15 protein-coding genes and 1 pseudogene are annotated in these 21,565 nt (G+C 44.2%); 9 read left to right on the plus strand and 7 right to left on the minus strand.

Features of this window, described 5'->3' with window-relative positions:
- Positions 1-4 precede the first annotated feature (4 nt).
- From A3CY_RS0107020 to A3CY_RS0107030, 3 genes are all read right to left on the minus strand, one after another.
- On the minus strand, positions 5-3,631 hold the full coding sequence (locus tag A3CY_RS0107020; RefSeq protein ID WP_240388127.1) for a SusC/RagA family TonB-linked outer membrane protein: 3,627 nt from the start codon (positions 3,629-3,631) through the stop codon (positions 5-7).
- A gap of 172 nt (positions 3,632-3,803) precedes the next feature.
- Complete coding sequence (locus A3CY_RS0107025; RefSeq protein ID WP_169503574.1) at positions 3,804-4,985, minus strand: FecR family protein; 1,182 nt, start codon at positions 4,983-4,985, stop codon at positions 3,804-3,806.
- A 112-nt stretch (positions 4,986-5,097) separates the two neighbouring features.
- Positions 5,098-5,637 carry an RNA polymerase sigma-70 factor gene (locus A3CY_RS0107030; RefSeq protein ID WP_018337207.1) on the minus strand — a complete coding sequence of 180 codons (540 nt, stop codon included), beginning with the start codon at positions 5,635-5,637 and terminating at the stop codon, positions 5,098-5,100.
- Positions 5,638-6,185: 548 nt separating this feature from the next.
- Between A3CY_RS0107030 and A3CY_RS0107035 the strand changes: the two genes are divergently transcribed.
- Positions 6,186-6,974 (plus strand): hypothetical protein, encoded by a 789-nt coding sequence (locus A3CY_RS0107035; protein WP_018337208.1) that lies wholly within the window; start codon positions 6,186-6,188, stop codon positions 6,972-6,974.
- On the opposite strand, the gene A3CY_RS0107040 is transcribed toward A3CY_RS0107035, so the two are convergent.
- From A3CY_RS0107040 to A3CY_RS20425, 4 genes and pseudogenes are all read right to left on the minus strand, one after another.
- Positions 6,952-8,010 (minus strand): GNAT family N-acetyltransferase, encoded by a 1,059-nt coding sequence (locus A3CY_RS0107040; RefSeq protein ID WP_026207406.1) that lies wholly within the window; start codon positions 8,008-8,010, stop codon positions 6,952-6,954. The two genes, A3CY_RS0107035 and A3CY_RS0107040, sit on opposite strands and share 23 nt — an antisense overlap.
- A gap of 7 nt (positions 8,011-8,017) precedes the next feature.
- Complete coding sequence (locus A3CY_RS0107045) at positions 8,018-8,914, minus strand: DUF2156 domain-containing protein (protein ID WP_018337210.1); 897 nt, start codon at positions 8,912-8,914, stop codon at positions 8,018-8,020.
- Positions 8,915-8,954: 40 nt separating this feature from the next.
- Positions 8,955-10,694, minus strand: coding sequence for a ubiquinone-dependent pyruvate dehydrogenase (locus A3CY_RS0107050; RefSeq protein ID WP_018337211.1), 1,740 nt, complete (start codon positions 10,692-10,694; stop codon positions 8,955-8,957).
- A gap of 208 nt (positions 10,695-10,902) precedes the next feature.
- A pseudogene (locus A3CY_RS20425) lies at positions 10,903-12,336 on the minus strand (alpha-L-fucosidase); the annotation flags it as partial.
- A gap of 110 nt (positions 12,337-12,446) precedes the next feature.
- Here A3CY_RS20425 and A3CY_RS0107060 point away from each other — a divergent pair.
- From A3CY_RS0107060 to A3CY_RS0107095, 8 genes are all read left to right on the plus strand, one after another.
- The gene (locus tag A3CY_RS0107060) at positions 12,447-13,505 is read left to right on the plus strand and encodes a class I fructose-bisphosphate aldolase (RefSeq protein WP_018337213.1); all 1,059 of its coding nucleotides are present in this window, start codon (positions 12,447-12,449) and stop codon (positions 13,503-13,505) included.
- 483 nt (positions 13,506-13,988) lie between these two features.
- On the plus strand, positions 13,989-14,933 hold the full coding sequence (locus tag A3CY_RS0107065) for a hypothetical protein (RefSeq protein WP_018337214.1): 945 nt from the start codon (positions 13,989-13,991) through the stop codon (positions 14,931-14,933).
- Positions 14,934-14,964: 31 nt separating this feature from the next.
- Positions 14,965-16,038 (plus strand): FimB/Mfa2 family fimbrial subunit, encoded by a 1,074-nt coding sequence (locus A3CY_RS0107070; protein WP_026207407.1) that lies wholly within the window; start codon positions 14,965-14,967, stop codon positions 16,036-16,038.
- Between the two features lie 72 nt (positions 16,039-16,110).
- Positions 16,111-17,133, plus strand: coding sequence for a hypothetical protein (locus tag A3CY_RS0107075; RefSeq protein ID WP_018337216.1), 1,023 nt, complete (start codon positions 16,111-16,113; stop codon positions 17,131-17,133).
- 7 nt (positions 17,134-17,140) lie between these two features.
- The gene (locus A3CY_RS0107080) at positions 17,141-18,658 is read left to right on the plus strand and encodes a hypothetical protein (protein ID WP_040371291.1); all 1,518 of its coding nucleotides are present in this window, start codon (positions 17,141-17,143) and stop codon (positions 18,656-18,658) included.
- A gap of 22 nt (positions 18,659-18,680) precedes the next feature.
- Complete coding sequence (locus A3CY_RS20430) at positions 18,681-19,280, plus strand: DUF3575 domain-containing protein (protein ID WP_018337218.1); 600 nt, start codon at positions 18,681-18,683, stop codon at positions 19,278-19,280.
- A 121-nt stretch (positions 19,281-19,401) separates the two neighbouring features.
- On the plus strand, positions 19,402-20,667 hold the full coding sequence (locus A3CY_RS0107090; protein WP_018337219.1) for a putative DNA modification/repair radical SAM protein: 1,266 nt from the start codon (positions 19,402-19,404) through the stop codon (positions 20,665-20,667).
- A 17-nt stretch (positions 20,668-20,684) separates the two neighbouring features.
- The gene (locus A3CY_RS0107095) at positions 20,685-21,452 is read left to right on the plus strand and encodes a TIGR03915 family putative DNA repair protein (protein WP_018337220.1); all 768 of its coding nucleotides are present in this window, start codon (positions 20,685-20,687) and stop codon (positions 21,450-21,452) included.
- Positions 21,453-21,565: the final 113 nt, after the last annotated feature.

Raw genomic sequence — 21,565 nt, forward strand, 5'->3', positions numbered from 1 at the left:
CAAATTAGAAAGTTACATTCAAAGACAAAGAATAGGTCGGGCGGACAGACAAGTTAATCACGGATGAACTTCCCGATTGCGACGTCACATCCATGCCCTTCGCTTTTTTACTTTGCCAGGTAAAGAGGTTCGTTCCGGACAAATTAATGTAAGCGGACTTCAACCCCAACTTTTTACAAATCTTATCCTCCACGTTATAGCGCAACGACAAGGATTGCAATTTCAAATAATCCCCCTTCACGACGCGAATATTCGAATAATCGTACATCGCATATACATTATTACCTGCAAATTCATAAGTAGCATCCCATTGATTCTTCCACCACGGGGAATTGAAACTATTGCTAGCGACCAGCCCCGGGATATTGGTTTTTTCTTCGTCACCCGGACGGCGCCAACGGTTCACGAACTCTTTACGCATATTTTTCTGCGGGTAAGGACGGATATTAAAATCTTCACACAATTTCAACATGCGGATTTTGTTTCCCAAGCTATAAGTAAAATTAAACGACAGCCCGAATTGACGATACCCGAAATAATTGGAAAACCCTCCCTGCAACACCGGAATCCGGGTGCCACTCGGTTCCATCACCGCCAAAATCACATCCTCGTTATTCATACTATTATATTTGGCATGCAACTCATCCGCGTTCTCCTCTTCCATCCCGTAATAAATAGGACTTCCATCCACGGAACTCAATTTTTTGAAACGATACGAGAAGAACGTTTCCAAGGGTTCTCCCGCCACTTCCACGTTACCATTAAGAAAGTCTTCGTAAGTCACATCGTCCCGCAAAATATTATTCTGATTATTGATCGCCTTGTTCACCAGGTTATTCACAACCTGTCCGATCTGCGGGTCGAAACGCCACACGAAACCGCGTTTCCCGCTTGCGGTCAACTGCTGGTTGAATGGCATAAAACTCAACGTCACCTCCACGCCTTGGTTTTCCAAGCTTCCCTCGTTCACCGTGTAACTACTGCGACCATTAATCATGGAAATCGTTTTTGTCAGGAAAGCATCAGTCGTTTTCTTGTAAAAGTATCCCACGGATCCCGAGATCTTGTTCTCCAATAGCGAGAACACCAATTCCGCATTATAGGAAGCCGTGGTTTCCCATTTCAAATCAGGATTCGGGAATGCATTCACCGTCGACTGGAATCCACCCAAGTAGGAATGAGTCGATCCTTTATTGATAATCATCTTGGAAGTCTGACCGTCAATCATGTTTCCCTGATGCCCGTAAGACAATTTCAAAGCCAACTCGTTCACATTGCTATTCCCAGCCCAGAACTGCCTGCCAATATCCCAACGCCCGGACACAGACCAAATCGGCAACAACTTCTCCCGGCTGCGTGAACCGAACTGGTTGGAAATATCCATACGGGTATTGAAATTAATGGTGTACAAATTATTGTAAGTATAACTTGCCGAAAAATACAACGACCCTAAATTCGTTTTACTTTGCGATATCGTGGGTACATTTTTCACCAACCACTTCCGGTAAGCAGAATATTGGCTCCAATAACTACTGGCAATCAAATCCTCGTCCTCCAACGTCCCGAAACTCAACCCCCGGTCAGGATAATATCCCCGCTGCACCATCGACACGTTGTTATATTTTTTAGAAGAAAGCTCACCACCCAAAGAAGCTGTCAGAAAATGCTTATCCTCCAAATACTGCGAATAATTCAATTGCAAACGAGCCAGCCACGAGTTCTGACGCGTGATTTTATTATTCCACTCCCCTCCCACGGGACATTCATTTTTAGGAGCCTCCCCGCCATTTCTCAACTTCTCGACATAATACGATCCCTCTTCATAAATCTCATCCTGGTTGGTCACGCTGGATGAATAAGATGCCGTTCCTTCCACACTCAGCACGTTCCAGAACGTGTATTTCACGAGCCCGGTCAAATTAACCGCGTTACCCTCTATCTCCTGGTAGGTCTTATCCATCTCGTTCTCCATATTAAATAGTATATCACTATACAGATCGACCTCACTAAACTGGTAAAAAGCACGGGACCCGTCGGGATTATAAGCCGGCAACGCACGGTTCGTCTGGTAAGCATATTGCGTCACGCTCACCCCGTCCACGCTCGGCGTGTAATGTTTCTTGGAATTATTGAAATTCATGTTGAACTGGAACTGCAATTTATCGTACGTCCCGTTCAACTTCATATTGGCAGTGAACTGGTCATTCTTTTCCTTCCGGATCACACCTCTTTGATCATTATACCCCACGGACGCATAATAACGAATATTTTCACTTCCCCCGCTCAAACTCAACGTGTGCTTGTGAGAGAACGAATTTTGCAACAACACGTCAAACCAATCCGTGTTCAACGTTTCGTAATAATCCGTCAAACGGTTGAACTCTGTGAAGTCTATCAAACCAGCCTGATAATCCAAATAAGCTTTTTCGTATCCCACGAAATTCGTTACATTATTATAACCGATCTGACGTTCGAACAACTCCCGGGAAGCCTCCACCCGCTCCTTGGAATTCATCAAATTCACCGTCTTGTCCGAATAATAAGGACGACGGGAGAAAGTTCCCGTAAAGGCGTACGAAACGGTCGGTTTTCCAACTTTTCCTTTTTTTGTCGTGATCACGATCACCCCATTGGCTGCCCTTGTTCCATATATAGCCGTGGCTGCCGCATCTTTCAACACGTCAATCCGTTCGATATCCTCCGGGTTCAATCCGGAAATAGCATTCCCCAGCAAATTCACGAAATCCAAGTCGTTCAACTGAGCCGGATCCACGTTTACCGGATCGCTCTGCACGATACCATCCACAACCCACAACGGCTCCTGGTTACCGATCACCGTGGAATTTCCACGGATCCGCACCCGCGGTGCCGCACCAACTTGCCCTGAATTTTGCATAAAAATCATACCCGGAATACGCCCTTCCAACATCTGGTCCACGGAACTAAAACCGGGTACCATAATATCGTCCATATTCAAAGAAGTTACCGCACTGGTTAACCGACGGCGGTCCACGTCACCATATCCCGTGCTCACCACGGTAACTTCATCCATAGCCACCATATCATCCTCCATCGTAATGGTCCACACGCCCTTTTTAGGACGGTCCATATATTTCATTGTTACAGACTTCATCCCCACGAAAGTAAAAAGCAACTCGGCTTTCGTGGTATCTGAAATCACGAGAGAGAACTCCCCATTCACATTCGTGACACTCCCGATCGTCGTTCCCTTCAACATCACGGTCACGCCGGGAAGAGGCAACTTATCCTTATCCACGACAAGCCCTTTCGCCACAACCGGCTTCTTGTCATCCTTCTTCTTCTCATCTATGAACAACTTCGGAGAAATCAACACTAGTTTATCCTCAATCCGGAACCCCAACTTCGTACCCGCTAAACACATCCGTACTACATCCTCCAATTCCTCATCTTTCACGTTCACGCTTATTTTTCCGGCTCTTTCACATTCATTATTGCTATAAACGAATTTGTAGTCCGTCAACCGCATAATTTCATCAAATACTTCTTTCAAGGCAACCTCTTTCATCTCCAAACTCAAGCGAACCTGTGCCGATGAATTAGCAAAGACCGAAGACAAAGACAAGCACAACAAAAGACTAAAAATTTTCATAACCCTAATCATTTTTTTTATGACATAAGATTCTCTCCCGATGTCATAATCTCGTTTTTTTTTCATAGATTTGCAATAAATATTATAGTTACTAAATAATGTCATACTAGCAATATGACGTTACTTGACACCACGGGGAAATGCTAGCAACATTTCCCTGTTGTTTTTTATATCACTCTTTCTTCACACTCAAAACATTTTCATTTAACTCGAATTTCACGTCGGTTGTCATTTCCAACAAATCCAATATCTTTTTGATATGTTCGTATCTTGGCAAATCCGCCGTGAAACGAACCTCCTTCAACGAAGGATTCTCAATGCAAATTTCAACATCATACCAACGTTGCAATATTTTCAACACCCCCTCTAACGGCTCATTATCAAACACCAACCGCTGCTTTGTCCATGCCGTGTAAGAAGCCGTATTCACCTCCCTCACCCGGAAATCATTTCCCTCCCATACAGCTTGTTCTCCCGGCATAAGTCGCACCTTTCGCTGTTCGTTCGCCACTTCTACAGCACCTTCAACCAACGTGGTCTGCTGCGCCTCTCCCCGGTATGACTTCACATTAAAGGATGTTCCCAACACCCGGACTTCCGCCCCCCTCGATCTCACGACAAACGGATGCCCGCTATCTTTAGCCACCTCAAAATAAGCCTCTCCCTCGAGTTCCACCCAACGCTCCCTGCCAGTAAACCGGTCCGGATATTGTATTTTCGAATTAGCATTTAACGTAATCTTCGTTCCGTCAGACAAACACAGCGTGTATTCTCCTCCCCGCGGAATTTGCAACGTGTGAATCTTAGCCTTTTTTTCCTCCACACCGGAATAGATCAACCGCTCCCCGTCATTCACGAAACTCTCTCCCGTCACGCCTCGTGTCAATGAATCCCGTTCCCGTCCCAGAAAAATCGTCTCTCCTGATTCCAACACCAGTATAGCCCGTGAACTCCCCGGGGCGATATCCTCCTGCAACACGGTATGCACCACCGAAGTTTTTTCCCCACGTTCCGAAAACACATTCCAAGCGATGATTCCCACCCCGAACAAAATAATTACAGATGCCGCATAACTCCACCTCACAAGTAATCTCCGGCGCCGGACACGGATCCTACCTTCCACTTTTTGCCATCCTTCCCGGGAATCATATCGCCGAAATTCTTCCACCCCCTCCTGAACATAGCTCTCGTCATTCAATTGCTCGAATAAAACCCTGTTCTTTTCATCCTCACCCAACCAATTCTCCAGTATCTCCCGTTGGCTTGGATCTCCTTCCCCGGTAAAATATTCTAACAACGAACGCACAATCTTGCTCCGATTCCGTTCTGCCAATTTATTCTTCATCATTCTCATCGTTTCCTTCATTTTACAAATCAATCAACCGTAATGAAAATACACGATTTTAATCTCTTCATGTACTAAAACAGATAAACTTGAAAAAGGATGACAAGAATTAGAAAAAAAATTAGAAAAAAATAAGTGACGACAGTAAATAAAGGTGTTGCAAGCGCTCTTTCAGGTATTTCTTTGCCCGTTGTCGTTGGGTTTTCACGGTCGACTCCGCCACCCCCAGCCGCTCGCAAATCGTCTTTATGTCCAAAAATTCAATATAACTCATTTTAAAAATACGCCTGCATTCCTCGGGCAACTCCTCTATAGCGACAAAAATTTCCTCAAATACATCCGCCTCCACCTCGAAACGAAATACATCTTCCGCCTCCTCAACCGACAATCCCAATTGCTTCCCGACGTTTTCCCTCACACGCAATTTATCCAAATAATTCAACGCCCCGTTTTGAACGCAACTATACAAAAAAGATTTTAACGCCACCCGATTCTCGAAACGCCCTTTAGATTCCCAAAAACGGACAAACACTTCTTGCACGATATCCTTAGCCATATCCTCATCTTGCACGAACTTGTTCGCGAAATAACATAACGATGCATAATATTCATGAAATATTTTCTCAAATACCTCCGGTCGTTTTACATCTAGCATTTCCATCGTCTATTCTATAGATTATCAGACAAAGCACATACAAGTTTCCGTGTCAAATATAGCATTTTTTCTAAAAAATACCCTTTTGATATCGGCAAAAAACAAATTCAAAAACTTTAAGACCTATTTAAAAGAGCCAAGTCCCCGTGCAGATAGCACGTGCCCCCGTTCGTTTTTAAAGTACCGTTAGCGAGTAAAACCGCAAATAATGATGAATTCCTATCCATAACCTATATAACTTTAGAATGAATTCCGTATGAATTCCGCTATAATAGCGTTTAAAGTATTTTAATTATGCAATGATAACCCTTTATGAACGCTATTATATATAGGGTTCGTATAGCGTTCCTATAGGGTTCATATAGCGTTCATAACGGGAATGATGTGGAATTAATACGGAATTGAAAGCGGATTTATATATGTAATTATCTAGTATTGGCATGGTTTAGAGGCTTATTTAAAACGTATAACCGCATCTAACAAGGTATACATATTGCCGATAAAAACTTTTCTTTTTTAATCCGTATAATCAATAAATACCTTATTTTTGTCATATGAAAGCAGAAGATAAAGAAAACCAAGACGAGCAGAAATGGAGTAACGTGAACGAGTTTTTAGCAAAAAACGCTTCACAGCTCAACATTATGGAAGAAGAAATTGACGTGGAAGTACAACACCACTTCATGGCGCTTCTTGAATTTTTGATGAAAGACAAGATAAAATTCAAAATATTGACAGAGGAGGCTCCTCTATTGGCAGATCAATTATATGAAGATTCCACCAGCGAGGACAAAAAAAGGAAACTACTGGCAGTATTAGCCACAATTAACGATATTGCCATATATCGTAAAATAGAGGCATTCCAGAAAGAAGATACCCCGTTGAAAAAGTGGGCTACCGTGGCATTGCAACAATCGCGCATGCTAATACAATCCTCTTTGCTGGACGAGTCCACGGTATTTGTGTCTACCGGTTTAGGAGGTCATGGTACTTTGTTACGTTACTTTTGCGTTTACATTTCCAATGACGGAATAGTCATGCAACCATTCCAATGGGATATCGTCAAAAAGGAAACAGAATTGGAAATCACGAAAGCCAAAGGAGAAGTAGAGAGTTGTGAGCATTTCGAGAAATACATCACGTTTACACTCTTGTTGCCCATTGATGCCGAATTGAAAGATATATTCGAGACGATTATCAATGAATGTAATACCTATGGTAATTTCTTAAAAGAAAATATGATCATCACGAATGTGAAGAAACTCAACATCGAAGAGATTGAAGACATCGTGAATTCAAAATCCTCCAAGAACCGGAAAATCAATCCAACATCAGACTTATAAAAGGATGGAAGGACTTGAAATAAGAAGCTAACCCGGGGAAACGTTGCGGATAATAACCGAACACCAACTGGGTTAACTCTTGCACGGTAAGTTCCACGGCAAATTCTTCCGAGTTTCTCCGGGTACAACCGCCTTCCCCGACAATGTATATCCCCGTGTTTTCCGGGATCTGTTCATCCGTCACTTTCAGTACAAAATGCTGCTCGGGATAACGAACAGCATACAACTGCAACACTTGCTCCACGTCCAATATTCTCGCCATTCCCCGATGCTCGTCGTTCTTACCCGTCGGCAAGGATCGACATTGTATTTCCGCCGCATCCAAGTGCATCATCACTCCTGATAACAATGCCTGTTTCACGTCCTCGGTATCGAACAACCAATCCTTTACCAACACGTGATTGCCTCTAGGTTCGGCAAATGCCATACCTATAATATGATCCTCCCCGGCATACACCACGATCAAGACACCCCCGCTAATCCGCAAATCTTCCATGATCGTATCAAAATCTTCTCGGTCATGCTGAACACAGTAGGGACGCCGAAGCATAGCACGCTCGAAATACCGGAACAAATCGTCCGTCAGCAAAGCCTCGTCCCGTACCGCCTCCACCCGGAAATGTCCCGGAACAGGACGATCCAAAACAGTATATTGTTCCGGCGAGAAATCAAAAACTGTGGCGTATCCCATCTTCCAGTAATAACCGTACAACCGATCGTTCGCCGGGATCAACGTGCTCAACGGAATGCCTCGTTTCCTCATCACGCCGAAAGCCTCCTGCAACAATTTCGTCATGACCCCTTGCGCCCGAGCTAACGGATGAGTACAGGCTCCCGAAATATATCCCGCCTGCACCAAAGTTCCGGCAAAGGTAATCGGATAGAGCGGCATTTGTAACGCCGCAATGACATCGCCCTGCTTATCCCAGTAGACCAAAGTATTCTCCTCCTTGTACTTCTTGCTAAAGTAAAAGCGAATAAACTCCTCCGTATCCTCAAAACAGAGCCGCCACAAATCCATTACCTCCTGTTTCATATCATTTTCAATTTTCAATTAACTGGGCATAACCTTTCTCCAACAAAATCACGGGACGATAGGATAGCTTTGCCTTACGCAACCCCACCAGCCCCAAGTCTTCCTCCCGGTTCAGATAAATATATTGCTCCGGCACATGCAAGGCAAATTCCTGATTCAATATATTATAGGCTCCATCGATATGATTATCCGCCTTTTCAATATGAACGGCAAACGTATCGCGATTCACGGGAGCACCATAAGTAAAACCGACAATCTCGTCATCCACCCAAAGCGCACCTCCCGTCAACTCCAACTCTTCAAAGTGATGTAATGCCGAATTCAAGGCTTTACGCTCGTTGATCAGGCTCTCCTCCTCGTCACAGCCGTGCTGTTCACACCACTTCTCCTCCAATTCCAGACAATGCGGAATCATATCCACAGTCAGCGGGGTGTAACGATAATCATATGTCCGCTTGAACTTGTTGACATGATTCCGCTTGGCTTGGAAATTTTTCCCCTTCAATGCCGCTAATTCTTCCCGCAAATAAATATAGTCAAAATAATCCCGATCCAGACGGTAGTCAAAACGCCCGGGAAATTCCCGGTTGAACCATTCCTCCATCTCCGGGAACACACCATGAATCCGTAGGACGTGTCCTTCCTCCCGAGCCTGTTCTTTTAACAAATGGATAATACCTTTCACGTCCCCCGTCCCAACGGGCATCGTGTACACGACACTCTCCTCGTCCAACGTGAAACGCACGATCAAGCAGTTATCCACCACGGCGTAACAACTGTTCGTCAGGAACTGCCACGTGTATAAATTCACGAACGATAGGTTGCAATCCCGGTTGCCACAAGCTAAAAAATACGATGTTATTAATTCTTTGTCTTCAATTCTGATCGGTTTAAAATCTATCATATATTATATTATTTATAATACAAAGATACTATCTTTCGTCTTACAGCACTTCTTTCATGTGCCTGAAATTAGAAGCAATCGTATCCAATATTTCTTTCGTCCGCCCGTTGATCATCAACTTGTACATAGACTGCGCGAATCCCAGCATCTGGCTCCATTCCACCTTGGGCGGCATGGCAAGGGCATTCGGATCGGTCATCACGTTCACCAGCACCGGACCGTCAATCTTCATCGCCGTTTCCAACGCAGACTCCACCTTATCGGGATCGGTCACCGTGATTCCTTCCATTCCCATAGCTTTTGCCACAAGAGCGAAATCAGGATTCTCCATATCCGTCTGCCAATCCGGCAAACCGGCTACTTCCATTTCCAATTTCACCATTCCCAAAGAACGGTTATTGAATACCACGATCTTCACGGGTAATTTATATTGCACGATCGTGGAAAGATCTCCCAGCAACATAGACAAACCTCCATCCCCGCATAACGACCATACCTGTCTGTCCGGAAATGCCAACGAGGCGCCAATTGCCTGCGGAATGGCATTTGCCATAGAACCGTGGTTAAAGGAACCTAACATTTTCCGTTGTCCCGTACCATGCAAATAGCGGGCTCCCCACACGCAAGTCATTCCGGTATCCACCGTGAAAATAGCATCCTTCGATGCCAACTTATCCACAACAGACATGACGTACTCCGGATGAATCTTATTCTCCTCACCCCGAGCCTCCACGTAAGCATTCAGATTTTCTTTTACCCGCTCGTACCCTTTCAATTGTTTTTCCAGGAAGTCCTTCTCTTCTTTTTGTCTGATCCGAGGGAGCAATGCCTGCAAGGTAGCCTTCACGTCGCCACAAAGTCCCATATCGACTTTTGCCCGCCGTCCCAAACGTTCCGGCTTTATATCAATCTGTACAATCGTATTATTCTCCGGCATAAAAGGAGCATAAGGAAAATCCGTTCCCAGCATCACCAGCACTTCTGCCTCATGCATACTGTCGTAACCGGAAGGCATTCCCAACAATCCGGTCATCCCCACTTCGTTCGGATTATCGTATTGTATCTCCATTTTGCTCTTGAAAGAATAAGCCACGGGGGCGTTCAATCGTCGCGATAACTCTACCACCTCGGCATGGGCGTCTTTCGCTCCTATACCGCAAAACAAGGTGATTTTCGTCTTGCCATTCAACAAAGCTGCCAGCTTTTCCAATTCTTCATCGGAAGGACGAATGGACGGGGTGGTCACAAAAGCTTGCCTGGAAGTATAAATCTCCGCCGCATCTTTTGCCGTTACATCTCCCGGCACTCCAATGACTCCAACACCATGTCGGCACAAAGCCGCCTGCATAGCCGCCTGTAACATACGAGGCAATTGGGCTGGCGTAGCCGCTACTTGATTATAATAACTGCAATCATCGAACAGCTTCATCGTGTCGGTCTCCTGAAAATAACGGGTCCCGAATTCCCCCGTCGCCATGGTAGACGCAAGAGCCAACACGGAAGCCCCGGAACGGTGGGCATCGTACAAACCGTTAATCAAATGCACGTGTCCCGGACCACTACTTCCCGCACAACAAGCCAATTGCCCGTTAAGTTGAGCTTCCGCTCCCGCCGCATATGCCCCGACTTCCTCGTGACGAACGTGTATCCATTGAATTTTACCATTGCGCCGAACGGCATCATTAATCTCGTTCAAACTATCGCCTGTCACGGCGTAGATTCGTTTTATACCGGCTTCCACCAGCATATCTACTAATTGTTCTGCTACTTTTTTCGCCATACCCTGTAGTTTTAATTATGTGCTAATTTCTACAGGTAAACGTAAAATGAGTTCATAAAGTTTACTTATTTTAAATTTTAGATTTCAAATAAAAAGCTCAATAGAGCTACTCAAAATAAAAAGAGAAAGCAAAGGCAAGTCGAGTCCGTTTATCAGACTCAATCTTAAATCATGAAATCTAAAATTGATAAAATTATTTTATCCGCGGAGCCAGAAACGCCCCAACCCGGGATATATTCGCGGCACTCCGGCATTCATCAATCGTTACCCGAATAGCATCGGCTTCCACATCCGGGAAACGCAGCAAACGTTTATACCCGATTGTAGTACCTTTCGCGATGACTTTCCACTCCCCATTCACGTGAGCCTCTACGGTGAATGCCTCCACCCGCTGCCCGCGGCTGATGTCCTCCTGCAACATCACCGTATTCACCACGGCTTCTTTACTCAACGTGTATTCTTTCTTCTCTCCCGTTTTTGCCGTCCACGGGCGAGCCCAGCGAGAAGTATAGTCTTTCGAGAAAGTCTTTTCGATATACTCTCCGAACTCTTTCAGTCGAGCCACGTCGTTCTCGTGCAATAATCCTCGCTTATCCGGCGGCACATTCAATAACAAGGAAGAATTGCAACCCACGGATTGGAAATAAATATCTACTAGCTCAGCCAACGACTTCACCTTATGATCTTCCCGCTCATGATAGAACCACCCGGGACGAATAGACACATCCACCTCGGAAGGGTACCAGAAAAGTTCCGCCACTCGTTCCAACACGTGCCGGCTCCCCAAATCCCGGGTATAAGGACTCAAACGTAATTGCTCATTTTTTCCCCGGGCATTCGGGTAATTCTCCGGCACTAACGCCGTGGCACTCCATTCCGTTTCTCTTCCTTTCCCCCGCTCGTTGCCGACCCAACGGACATCATCCCCGCAAATTGCAGTAACGGCATTGGGTTGCAACTTGTTTATTGTTTTTATAATTGTCTCCCAATCATACTCTTGCTTTTTCCCGTTCGCACCTTCCCCGTTTGCCCCATCTAACCACACCTCATCCACTTTCCCGTAATCGGATAATAATTCCGTCAATTGCCGGATAAAAAACTCGTTATATTTCACGGAATCACCATAACAAGAAGCATTCCGATCCCACGGGGAAACGTACACCCCGAACTTCATCCCATTGCGGTCACAAGCTTTTTTGACTTCCCTCACCACATCACCTTTCCCGTTTTTCCAAGGGGAAGAAGCCACCGAATGCCGGGTGGTCTTCGTGGGCCACAAACAAAATCCGTCATGATGTTTTGCCGTAATAATCACTAGCTTAAACCCACCTGCCTTCAAAGCCCGCACCCACTGCTCCGCATCGAGAGCCACGGGATTGAACATCACGGGAAATTCCTTACCATTTCCCCATTCCTGTCCTGTAAAAGTATTCATCCCGAAATGGATAAAAGCCGTCAATTCCAACTGCTGCCACGCCAATTGCTTTTTCGAGGGAATTAGCCTCGACGCCATATCCACTTTTTCCTCTAACGTCGCTTTCTCCGGAAAATGAACTTGTTTCTCGTAATACTTCCCTTTTTGCCCTTCCGCCGACAACACACAAACACACAACAATAGCCCTAATATATAGATTGATTTCACCATGATTACCAATGTTATTTAACGAATGTAAAAATAAACTTTTTTTCTCATTTAGACAACATATTCTTCCACTTTTACGTTTCACAGAGAATAACGTAAAACTTTATCATATGAACACAAACAAAACAATAGAGATTCTTGGAGATCAAAGTGACTTCCTTTTGAACCACACGTGCAAAACCATAGACAAATCTTTACTCCACGCCCCATCGCCTTCCACGATTGACAATATATGGGTCGCTTCCGACCGAAACATCCGCACGCTAAACAGTTTACAAGCGATCTTAGGGCACGGACGTTTGGCAAACACGGGATACGTGTCTATCCTACCCGTGGATCAAGGCATAGAACATTCGGCAGGAGCCTCATTTGCCCCGAACCCGCTCTATTTCGACCCGGAAAACATTATAAAACTCGCTATCGAAGGCGGTTGCAACGCGGTAGCTTCCACGTATGGCGTACTCGGCTCCGTGGCTCGCAAATACGCACACAAGATACCTTTTATCGTGAAAATCAATCACAACGAGTTGTTAACTTACCCGACCCAATACGATCAAACCCTGTACGGTACGGTAGAAGAAGCCTGGAACATGGGAGCCGCCGCCGTGGGAGCAACCATATATTTCGGTTCACCGGAAAGCAGACGGCAAATACTCGAAATCTCCGAAGCCTTTGCCCACGCCCACGAATTGGGAATGGCAACCATTCTCTGGTGCTACCTTCGGAACGAAAATTTCAAAAAAGACGGCACGGATTATCACTCCGCGGCAGACCTTACCGGGCAAGCCAACCACCTGGGAGCCACAATTCAAGCCGATATCGTGAAGCAAAAACTTCCCACGGTCAACGGAGGCTTCAAGGCATTGAAATTCGGCAAGACAGACGAAAGAGTATATTCCCAACTCTCCTCATCCCACCCCATAGACCTGTGCCGTTACCAAGTTGCTAACAGTTACATGGGACGGATCGGATTAATCAACTCCGGCGGAGAATCCAAAGGTGCATCCGACCTGCAGGAAGCCGTAATAACAGCCGTCATCAACAAGCGAGCCGGAGGTATGGGACTTATCAGCGGCAGGAAAGCATTCCAAAAGCCCATGAAGGAAGGCGTGGAATTATTGAACGCTATTCAAGACGTTTATCTGGATCAAACGATCACGCTGGCATAGTTCGTCAATAAATAACTACTAACTCCAAGAGGCTGTTTCCAAAAGTTCTAATCATTATTCAAAACAAAGTGAATATTCCTTCTCAAGCCGTTACCAGCAAAAAGAACGATCGCTTTATACAGATGAATAAAGAAAGAAATATAACTTTGGCTACAGCCTCAACTCATTTAGCTATCAAGTTATCTCGTCCTTACTCGCGTTAGAAGCCCTCATTCCGAACAAATAATCCGGTATCTGATATTATCCCAACGCAATTTTTATACTTAAAAGGCATCGCACAAACGACACATCTATAAGAAACAAAATAAAATATCATGCCAAATATCACAATCATCCAAGAAATAGCCATGTAGCTAAAACATTAATCATCATTACTCACCAATAATTTATTTCATTTAACATAGTGTTTTCCATTTTTATACAACAAAATTTGAAACTTCCCCAAACAGATCTTCGTTTTGGTACATACAAATAATCAACAGAATGAAAACACACGAGAAAGGCATTTCGGACTTAAACTCTATTTCCAAAATAGACAGAGAATACAGATCTACAACATATATTCTTTTATTCTCATTTGTCTTGTTATTCTGTACTTCTTGCTTGAAAGAAGAAAAATGTCCACAGACATACACTGTCACTCTCGGTGTAAAAGATAAAAATTACTCGAATATCCATGACATTCCGGAATTAGCCGTCACCAATGAACAGTTACCATTCAAATCTTACATAAGCAACCTTTCTTATCATTTGATTGATTTGGAAACACAAACAAGTATTCAAGTTGTACCCCAATACTCGATCACAAATAACGACACGCTTCAAACACTTGATTTTTCTGAAATCAAATCAGGACGTTATATACTGAGCGTATTTGGAAACATTACCCAACCAATCATAAGAAACAACGCTTTACTAACATACAATTTACACCAACGGGAAGAAGAAAACCAAGACACTTATTTAATTGCCGATACTCTCACGTTATTACCCGAATCTCCAAATCACAATTTGGAAATGAAACGCACGAAAGGACTTTTATACATTATAATGGAAAATCTTCCGGACTCAATCACCAGAATAGATGAACAGATTTTTGCAATATCCCAGGATATAGACCAGAATTTCACGTACTCACATGAAACTACGGTAAAAAAATCCTCAACAGAAAATTTACAACCGACCACTCCCCTTTCGGTTTTATTATCTCCAACTCTTCCCGGAAAACAATCCACGATACGTCTTTCTTTATTCAGCCGGGGAGCATCTACGCCATTCATGTACATTCCTGATTTTACAACCATAATTAAACGGAACGAGGTGACCATTTTCAAAATAAACTTCAAGCCGGAAGGTGGTTTGGAAATTCTGATGGCAGCCGAAGGAAACTGGATAAAAATTCATGATATAGATATTATGATACAGTGATTATTAAATTAAACTAAACTAGATTGAGATTATGAAAAAAACTATTTTAATGGCACTAGCGAGCACTCTGATGTGCGCGTGCTCAAATGAAAAAAACGACATCGATACGTTCATTCCCGAGGAAGGTCAAGTATTCGAATTGTCAACAATAAATGAGGCGGCAAACGGACTAGAGAGCCGAACCCGTCCGTTATACAGCCAAGAAGCCGTACAAGAGGTTGAAAGGGTGAATATCCATGTATTCCAAAGTTCCGGTTCCGATTATCTTTACAAAAAGACTTACAACGTGCCGAATTGGTCGAAAGGCAGTACGTTCATGCGCTATACTGTGCCGGATAACAACAAATTGACAGCTGGTAATTATAAGTTTCTCGTTGTCGGGCAAGAAGCATCGGATAGCTATACCATCACGACTCCTACCATTGACGGAACAAAAATTGAAGACATGATAGCTAAAGTTTCGACTCCCGGAATGGAATCTGAAATATTCGCGGGCACCCAATCCGTAACCGTTTCTTCCGAGGGAGTACGAGTAAATCTGCAAATGACTCGCAAAGTAGCCGGTGTTCTCGGTTATTTCAAAAATGTCCCGGCACAAATAAATGGTACGAACGTGAAATACCTGCGCTTAACCGTATCGAATGCCGATACTTCCGTTCTATTGATTAATGGTATCGGTGCAACTCCCACGGGAAAAACCTACAAAATATTTGATGCAGACCTTTCCAATCAGACGGTTACCGCCGAAGGTGTATACGCGGGAAACGATCTGTCCGCACAAGGAGTTATTAAATTAGACAACTCGCAACTTTACGGCAAATTCTTATTGCCCGTGGGTACAGTCACCATGACACTCGGACTCTATGACGCAGACGGTAACACACTAAAGACATGGGCTGTTTTGGACGGGGGAAGTCCCACGCTAAACATTATAGCAAACCATTTCTATTCTTTAGGTAAAAAAGTCAGTAAAACTGACACGACCGGTGGCGGGACGTCAGATCCCGGGGATGACGACTCGGCTATTGATCTACTGAAAGATCAATCGATTACGATCACGATTGATCCCGCATGGAACACATTACACAACTTAACCATACAGTAAACAGACACGCGAATGTCCGAAGTCTATAAGGCTTAAAAACCTTATAGACTTTACAAACCAAATCTATCAGACATGAAACCCGGGATACAATATATTTCATCATTGGGGATTGTACTAATAATTTTGCTGTCTTGTACCCATGACAAAGAATCAGAATTACAGGAATACGATCTAGCCCGCATAGATCTATCGATAGGTAACGAAATACAACTCTCCCCTGAAAGTCGAGCCCAGAATTATTCGGTAAACAGGATACTCGTGTTACCTTTCCCAAAATTAAACGCGGCTTTACCCGATAGCAGAGCGGACAATTTCATCACGGCTTGGAATTTTGCCCGCCAATGGGATATTAATAGTTTTCCGACACAATCCTTAACATTAGGATTGCCAAAATCATTTACATACAAAGTACTAATCATCGGATACAAACAAAGTGATTACAACTATTACAACCGGAATGCCGTTTCCAATCTGATAGAATTAACCTCACAACCGACTCCGACGAGCCTGGCAAACTTCCTGCTCGCCCCGAAATCCCCGACAATCGTTCCGGAATTTTATACTTGCCTATGTACCGCCACGAAAGACGGGACAGCCATTGGCACGGTTTTCACCCCCGACAACACTTCAAACATCAGTTTGAGCGGACAATTAAAACGATTCGTCAGCGGATTGACCGTTTCCATTACAAATATTCCGGGATACGTGAAATCAATAGCTTTAGTCGCGGGGAACCTGGTAAAAGCCGTGCAAGTAAACGACACGATAGCGACTGCCGTGCAAGTTCCCGGAGATAACCAAAGTCGGAAACTTCAAGAACAAACTCCTTCCGCCCAAACCGTCAATTTCAACGTATTTTTACTTCCTACACGAAGTACAAACAAGACAACGTTTTCATTGATCGTGAAATACGATTCCGTAACCGAAACTTACCTGATAAAAGTTCCGGACTCCCCGGTATCTCAAAACAACAATATCATATTACGTCCCAACGAAATAGTCAATATCAGCGGAGATTATTCAAAGATCAATATCGGTTTTGCAATCGGTAGGACAATTGATCTAGACGACGACAAATGGGACGGTTTTAACTAACATCAACATGAAAAGAATAAAATACTATTCCTATATATGCGGCATCATCATTATGTTTCTCGCGAACGGATGCCATAAGGTGTTAGAAGAAGAGGCACCGATCACTCCAGATATCATTGGCAACCAACAACATGACAGCATACCCGAAGGTTATTTCGTCGTTTCATTTTCCGGCTCCATACCGGAAAGTCGAAGTGCCGTAAGCGGTCCGGACACACGGGTACAACACGTCAGGTACCTAGTATATAAGTCGACCGGAGAATTTGTCAAAACAAAGGAAGTCTTACTCCCCGGTACAACGGCGAACTGGCCATTAGGTGTCGTCAGGGACACCCTGCCCCGCGGTTCGTATAAAGCCGTTTTTCTCGGTAACGTAGAAAAAACATTATTTCCTTACGCGTTAGCGGGAGCTCCTGTTAATTATAGCGAGGTATTACAAAACTACGACGTAAATTACAATAGCGCACGTATCATACTCCCCAACTCTCCTTTTCAAAATAACTCGGAATATTATTTGGCAAAAGCCGATTTTTCAGACACGAATCCCACCCCGACAATATTACTGCAACGTATCATCGGACTTGTCAACGTACACCGCAATTTAGTGGATGCACAAACAGCTCTGAACAAACTGGTACAAAACATTGTTACCCAAGTCGGATACAAGAATATCATACAAACACAAGCCCGTGGTTTATTAAAAACGGCGCTAGACTCCACGATTCTTCGTAATGTTGCTTCTATCACGATAAGTTTACTAGGTGGAATTGATGCTATCGTGAATCCACTCGTAGACAAACTTGTTGCCCCGGTAACAGACACATTATATAACCGTTTTCTGAAACAATTGACAAATCAAATCGGGAATGCATTAGCCGCCAACGAAAACCAAGGCGGATTACTCGGAGTTTTGGGCGCATTGCTCAACCCTTGGGAAGCCGTGGATGCCCATACCGCTATTGTCAGCATAAAAGATTTTCCCAAATCCGTAGATTACAACCTAGTAGTACAGGAAAAATTCAACGGGATCAATAAATTTCGATATGAATTTACCACGAGGGATTTTATGGCTCAAAAAAGTATCGCCATCAAAAACTTCTCGGGATTATTCAACATCCAAAAGATTCACGTCATAAAAGAAGGGTTAATCAGCGGACTCCTTTGGAATGGCATTATCGACAATTCATTGCTACTGGAAGGGACATTCGTGGACATTACCGATTCTTTGAAATATACCCCCTTGACCAATCGCAGATACGCTTCGAATTATTCTTTCGTCGACCTCGGTTTGAAAAGTTACACGCAACAAACAGACGGCAATCACTCCCTATCCGTTAGTGTCAAACTACTGGAAATCGGAAACATCGATGGATTACTGGGAAGTATTCCCATTTTAGGAACGATACTCAATTTAATAATCAGTCCTATCAAACAAATCACAATCAGAGTCCCATTGAATTTACCCTTACTCGGGGTCGAGAACCTATCGCTAAGTGGCGGATGGAGTACTCCCACTGCTTACTAAAACGTTATTCATTAAAAAGATCATGATGAAAAGCATTTTAATATCCATACTCTTGCTCGTGACGACAACAACTTTCGCACAAGAGTTCGCGCTAAAAACAAATGTAGCCTATTGGGCAACAACAACCTTAAACCTGGGAGCAGAAATTGCTATCGGGCATAAAATGACCATCGACCTGACCGGACAATACAACCCTTTCAAATTCGGTAACAACAAAAAGATTACGCACTGGGCTATACAACCCGGATGGCGTTATTGGACTTACCAGCAATTTGCCGGACATTTCTTCGGGATACACACCCATTACGGCAAATACAACGGTGGTCTCAAAAAATATCGTTATGACGGGTGGTTCGCGGGAGCCGGTATTTCTTACGGTTATCAATGGATTATCGGGAAACGTTGGAACCTGGAAACAGAACTAGGGATAGGATACGCTTATTTGGACTTCGACAAATACCTGCGTAATAAATGTGGAAAATTCATCAGTTCCGGACATAAAAATTATTTCGGACCGACGAAACTGAGTATCAGTTTTATGTATTTTTTTCAAATCAATCGTTCCCGCCTCATAACTCGGATTCATAATCATGCCGAGAACATACATCCGCTGATGAATTGATTCCTATCGAATATTTCAATATCAAACTATTTCATATTTTATAACCTATAATCCATAAAAAATGGTCTTCTGTTTTCCGGTTTTATCCCTATCTTTGTAAAGAAGACATAACCCGTTCGACATGGATGAAAGCGTACTTAATAAATTAAAAATCCTCGCTGAATCAGCGAAATACGATGTATCATGTGCATCTAGCGGGACTTCCCGTTCTCACAAAAAAGGACAGATCGGAAGTGCCGAGGGATGGGGTATATGCCATAGTTTCGCAGAAGACGGACGCTGCATCTCACTGCTGAAAATCATGCTCACGAACAACTGTATCTACGATTGTGCCTACTGCATAAACCGCAGGAGTAATGACCTACCTCGGGCTACCTTCTCGGTGACGGAACTGGTCAATCTGACTATCGAGTTCTATCGCCGCAATTACATCGAGGGGTTATTCCTCAGTTCCGGTGTCGTCCGTAACCCGGACTACACGATGGAACGATTGGTGCGGGTAGTGAAAGACCTCCGCCAAGTGTACAAATTCAACGGGTACATCCACATGAAAAGCATCCCCGGTGCCAGCCAGGAATTGGTGAATGAAGCCGGATTATATGCCGACCGGATGAGCGTAAATATCGAAATCCCAAATGAACAAAGCCTGCAACTTCTTGCCCCGGAAAAGGATTTTCAAAGTGTATTCACCCCCATGCGTTTTATACAGCAAGGAATGTTACAAAGTGCAGAAGACAGGAAGAAATACCGGCACGCCCCCCGCTTTGTTCCAGCAGGACAGAGCACGCAGATGATCGTGGGAGCCACTCCCGACAAGGACAAAGACATCCTGCACCTTACTTCTGCCCTATACAAGCGCCCCAGCATGAAGCGGGTATATTACTCGGGATTCGTCCCCGTCAACGCTTACGATCATCGCCTACCCGCCTTGAAGCAGCCTCCCCTTATCCGGGAAAACCGATTGTATCAAGCTGACTGGTTGCTTCGTTTTTACAATTTCAAAGTGGACGAAATCGTGGATGACTCCTACCCGGACCTCGATTTGGAGATAGACCCCAAACTCGCGTGGGCACTGCGTCACCCCGAAGCCTTCCCCATCGATGTCAACCGGGCAGATTACGAGATGCTGCTCCGGGTTCCCGGTTTGGGTGTAAAATCAGCCAAAATGATTGTCACGGCACGCCGTTACTCCCGTTTAGGGACAGCACAACTCAAGCAAATAGGCGTCGTGTTGAAAAAAGCACAATATTTCATCACCTGCCACGAATTGCCGACGAAAACCGTCAACGAACTAAAACCCGAGAACGTGAGGCGCATCCTGACACAAAGAACAAACCGAAAAATAGATGACGGGCAACTAATCATCCCTTTCGACTTCATCAATTGAAAATTTAAAATCGCTCCATGGTTATTTTCATCTACGACAAGACATTCGACGGGTTGCTAACCGCAGTTTTTGACGCGTACAGCTACAAGAAATTCCCGGACATCCTGCTCGGGGAAGGCGAAACCTTGCCTTTGTTCTACGATGAATCGTTCACGGTAACCACAGACTCGGAAAGAAGTGAACGGGTATGGAAAGGACTCCAAAAAAAGCTATCAGTACCTGCCCTCTCCCAACTCACGACGTGCTGGTTATCGGAATTACCGGAAATAGACCTCTTGCTATTCCGCTATATCCGCAAGACAATCGACGCACCCCGTTCCATTGAACTCAATTTCGGGGATCCCGACGTGCTCGAATTATCCAAAGTATTCAAACAAGTAAAAAACGAACGCCTTCGGGTCATTCAGTTCCTCCGTTTCCAAAAAGCCGCAGACGGCACATACTTCGCCGCCTTGAAACCCCTGTACAATGTTCTCTCTTTAGTTATCCCTTACCTGCAAGATCGTTTTGCAGACCAAAAATGGTTGCTTTATGACTTGAAACGGGAGTATGGTTACTATTATGATTTAACCACTGTCACGGAAGTACATTTCGAGCAAAAGGAAGGACATCTCTTGACCGGATTCCTCGACGAAAGTATCATGGATCAAGACGAAAAACTATTTCAACAACTCTGGCAAACCTATTTCAAGACGATTGCCATCAAAGAACGCCTCAACCCAAAATTACACCGCCAAAATCTCCCCGCCCGTTTCTGGAAATACCTGACAGAAAAAAGAGGATGATAAATAGAAATTATTCTATAGACGAACCGGGGAGATTCCGGTGTGAACCCGTGGAAATAAGGGGAAAATCCCGGGTTAATTTCGGTACAACTTCGGATCAACTTCGGTGCAAA

The sequence above is a fragment of the Butyricimonas synergistica DSM 23225 genome, from assembly GCF_000379665.1.
Taxonomy (GTDB): domain Bacteria; phylum Bacteroidota; class Bacteroidia; order Bacteroidales; family Marinifilaceae; genus Butyricimonas; species Butyricimonas synergistica.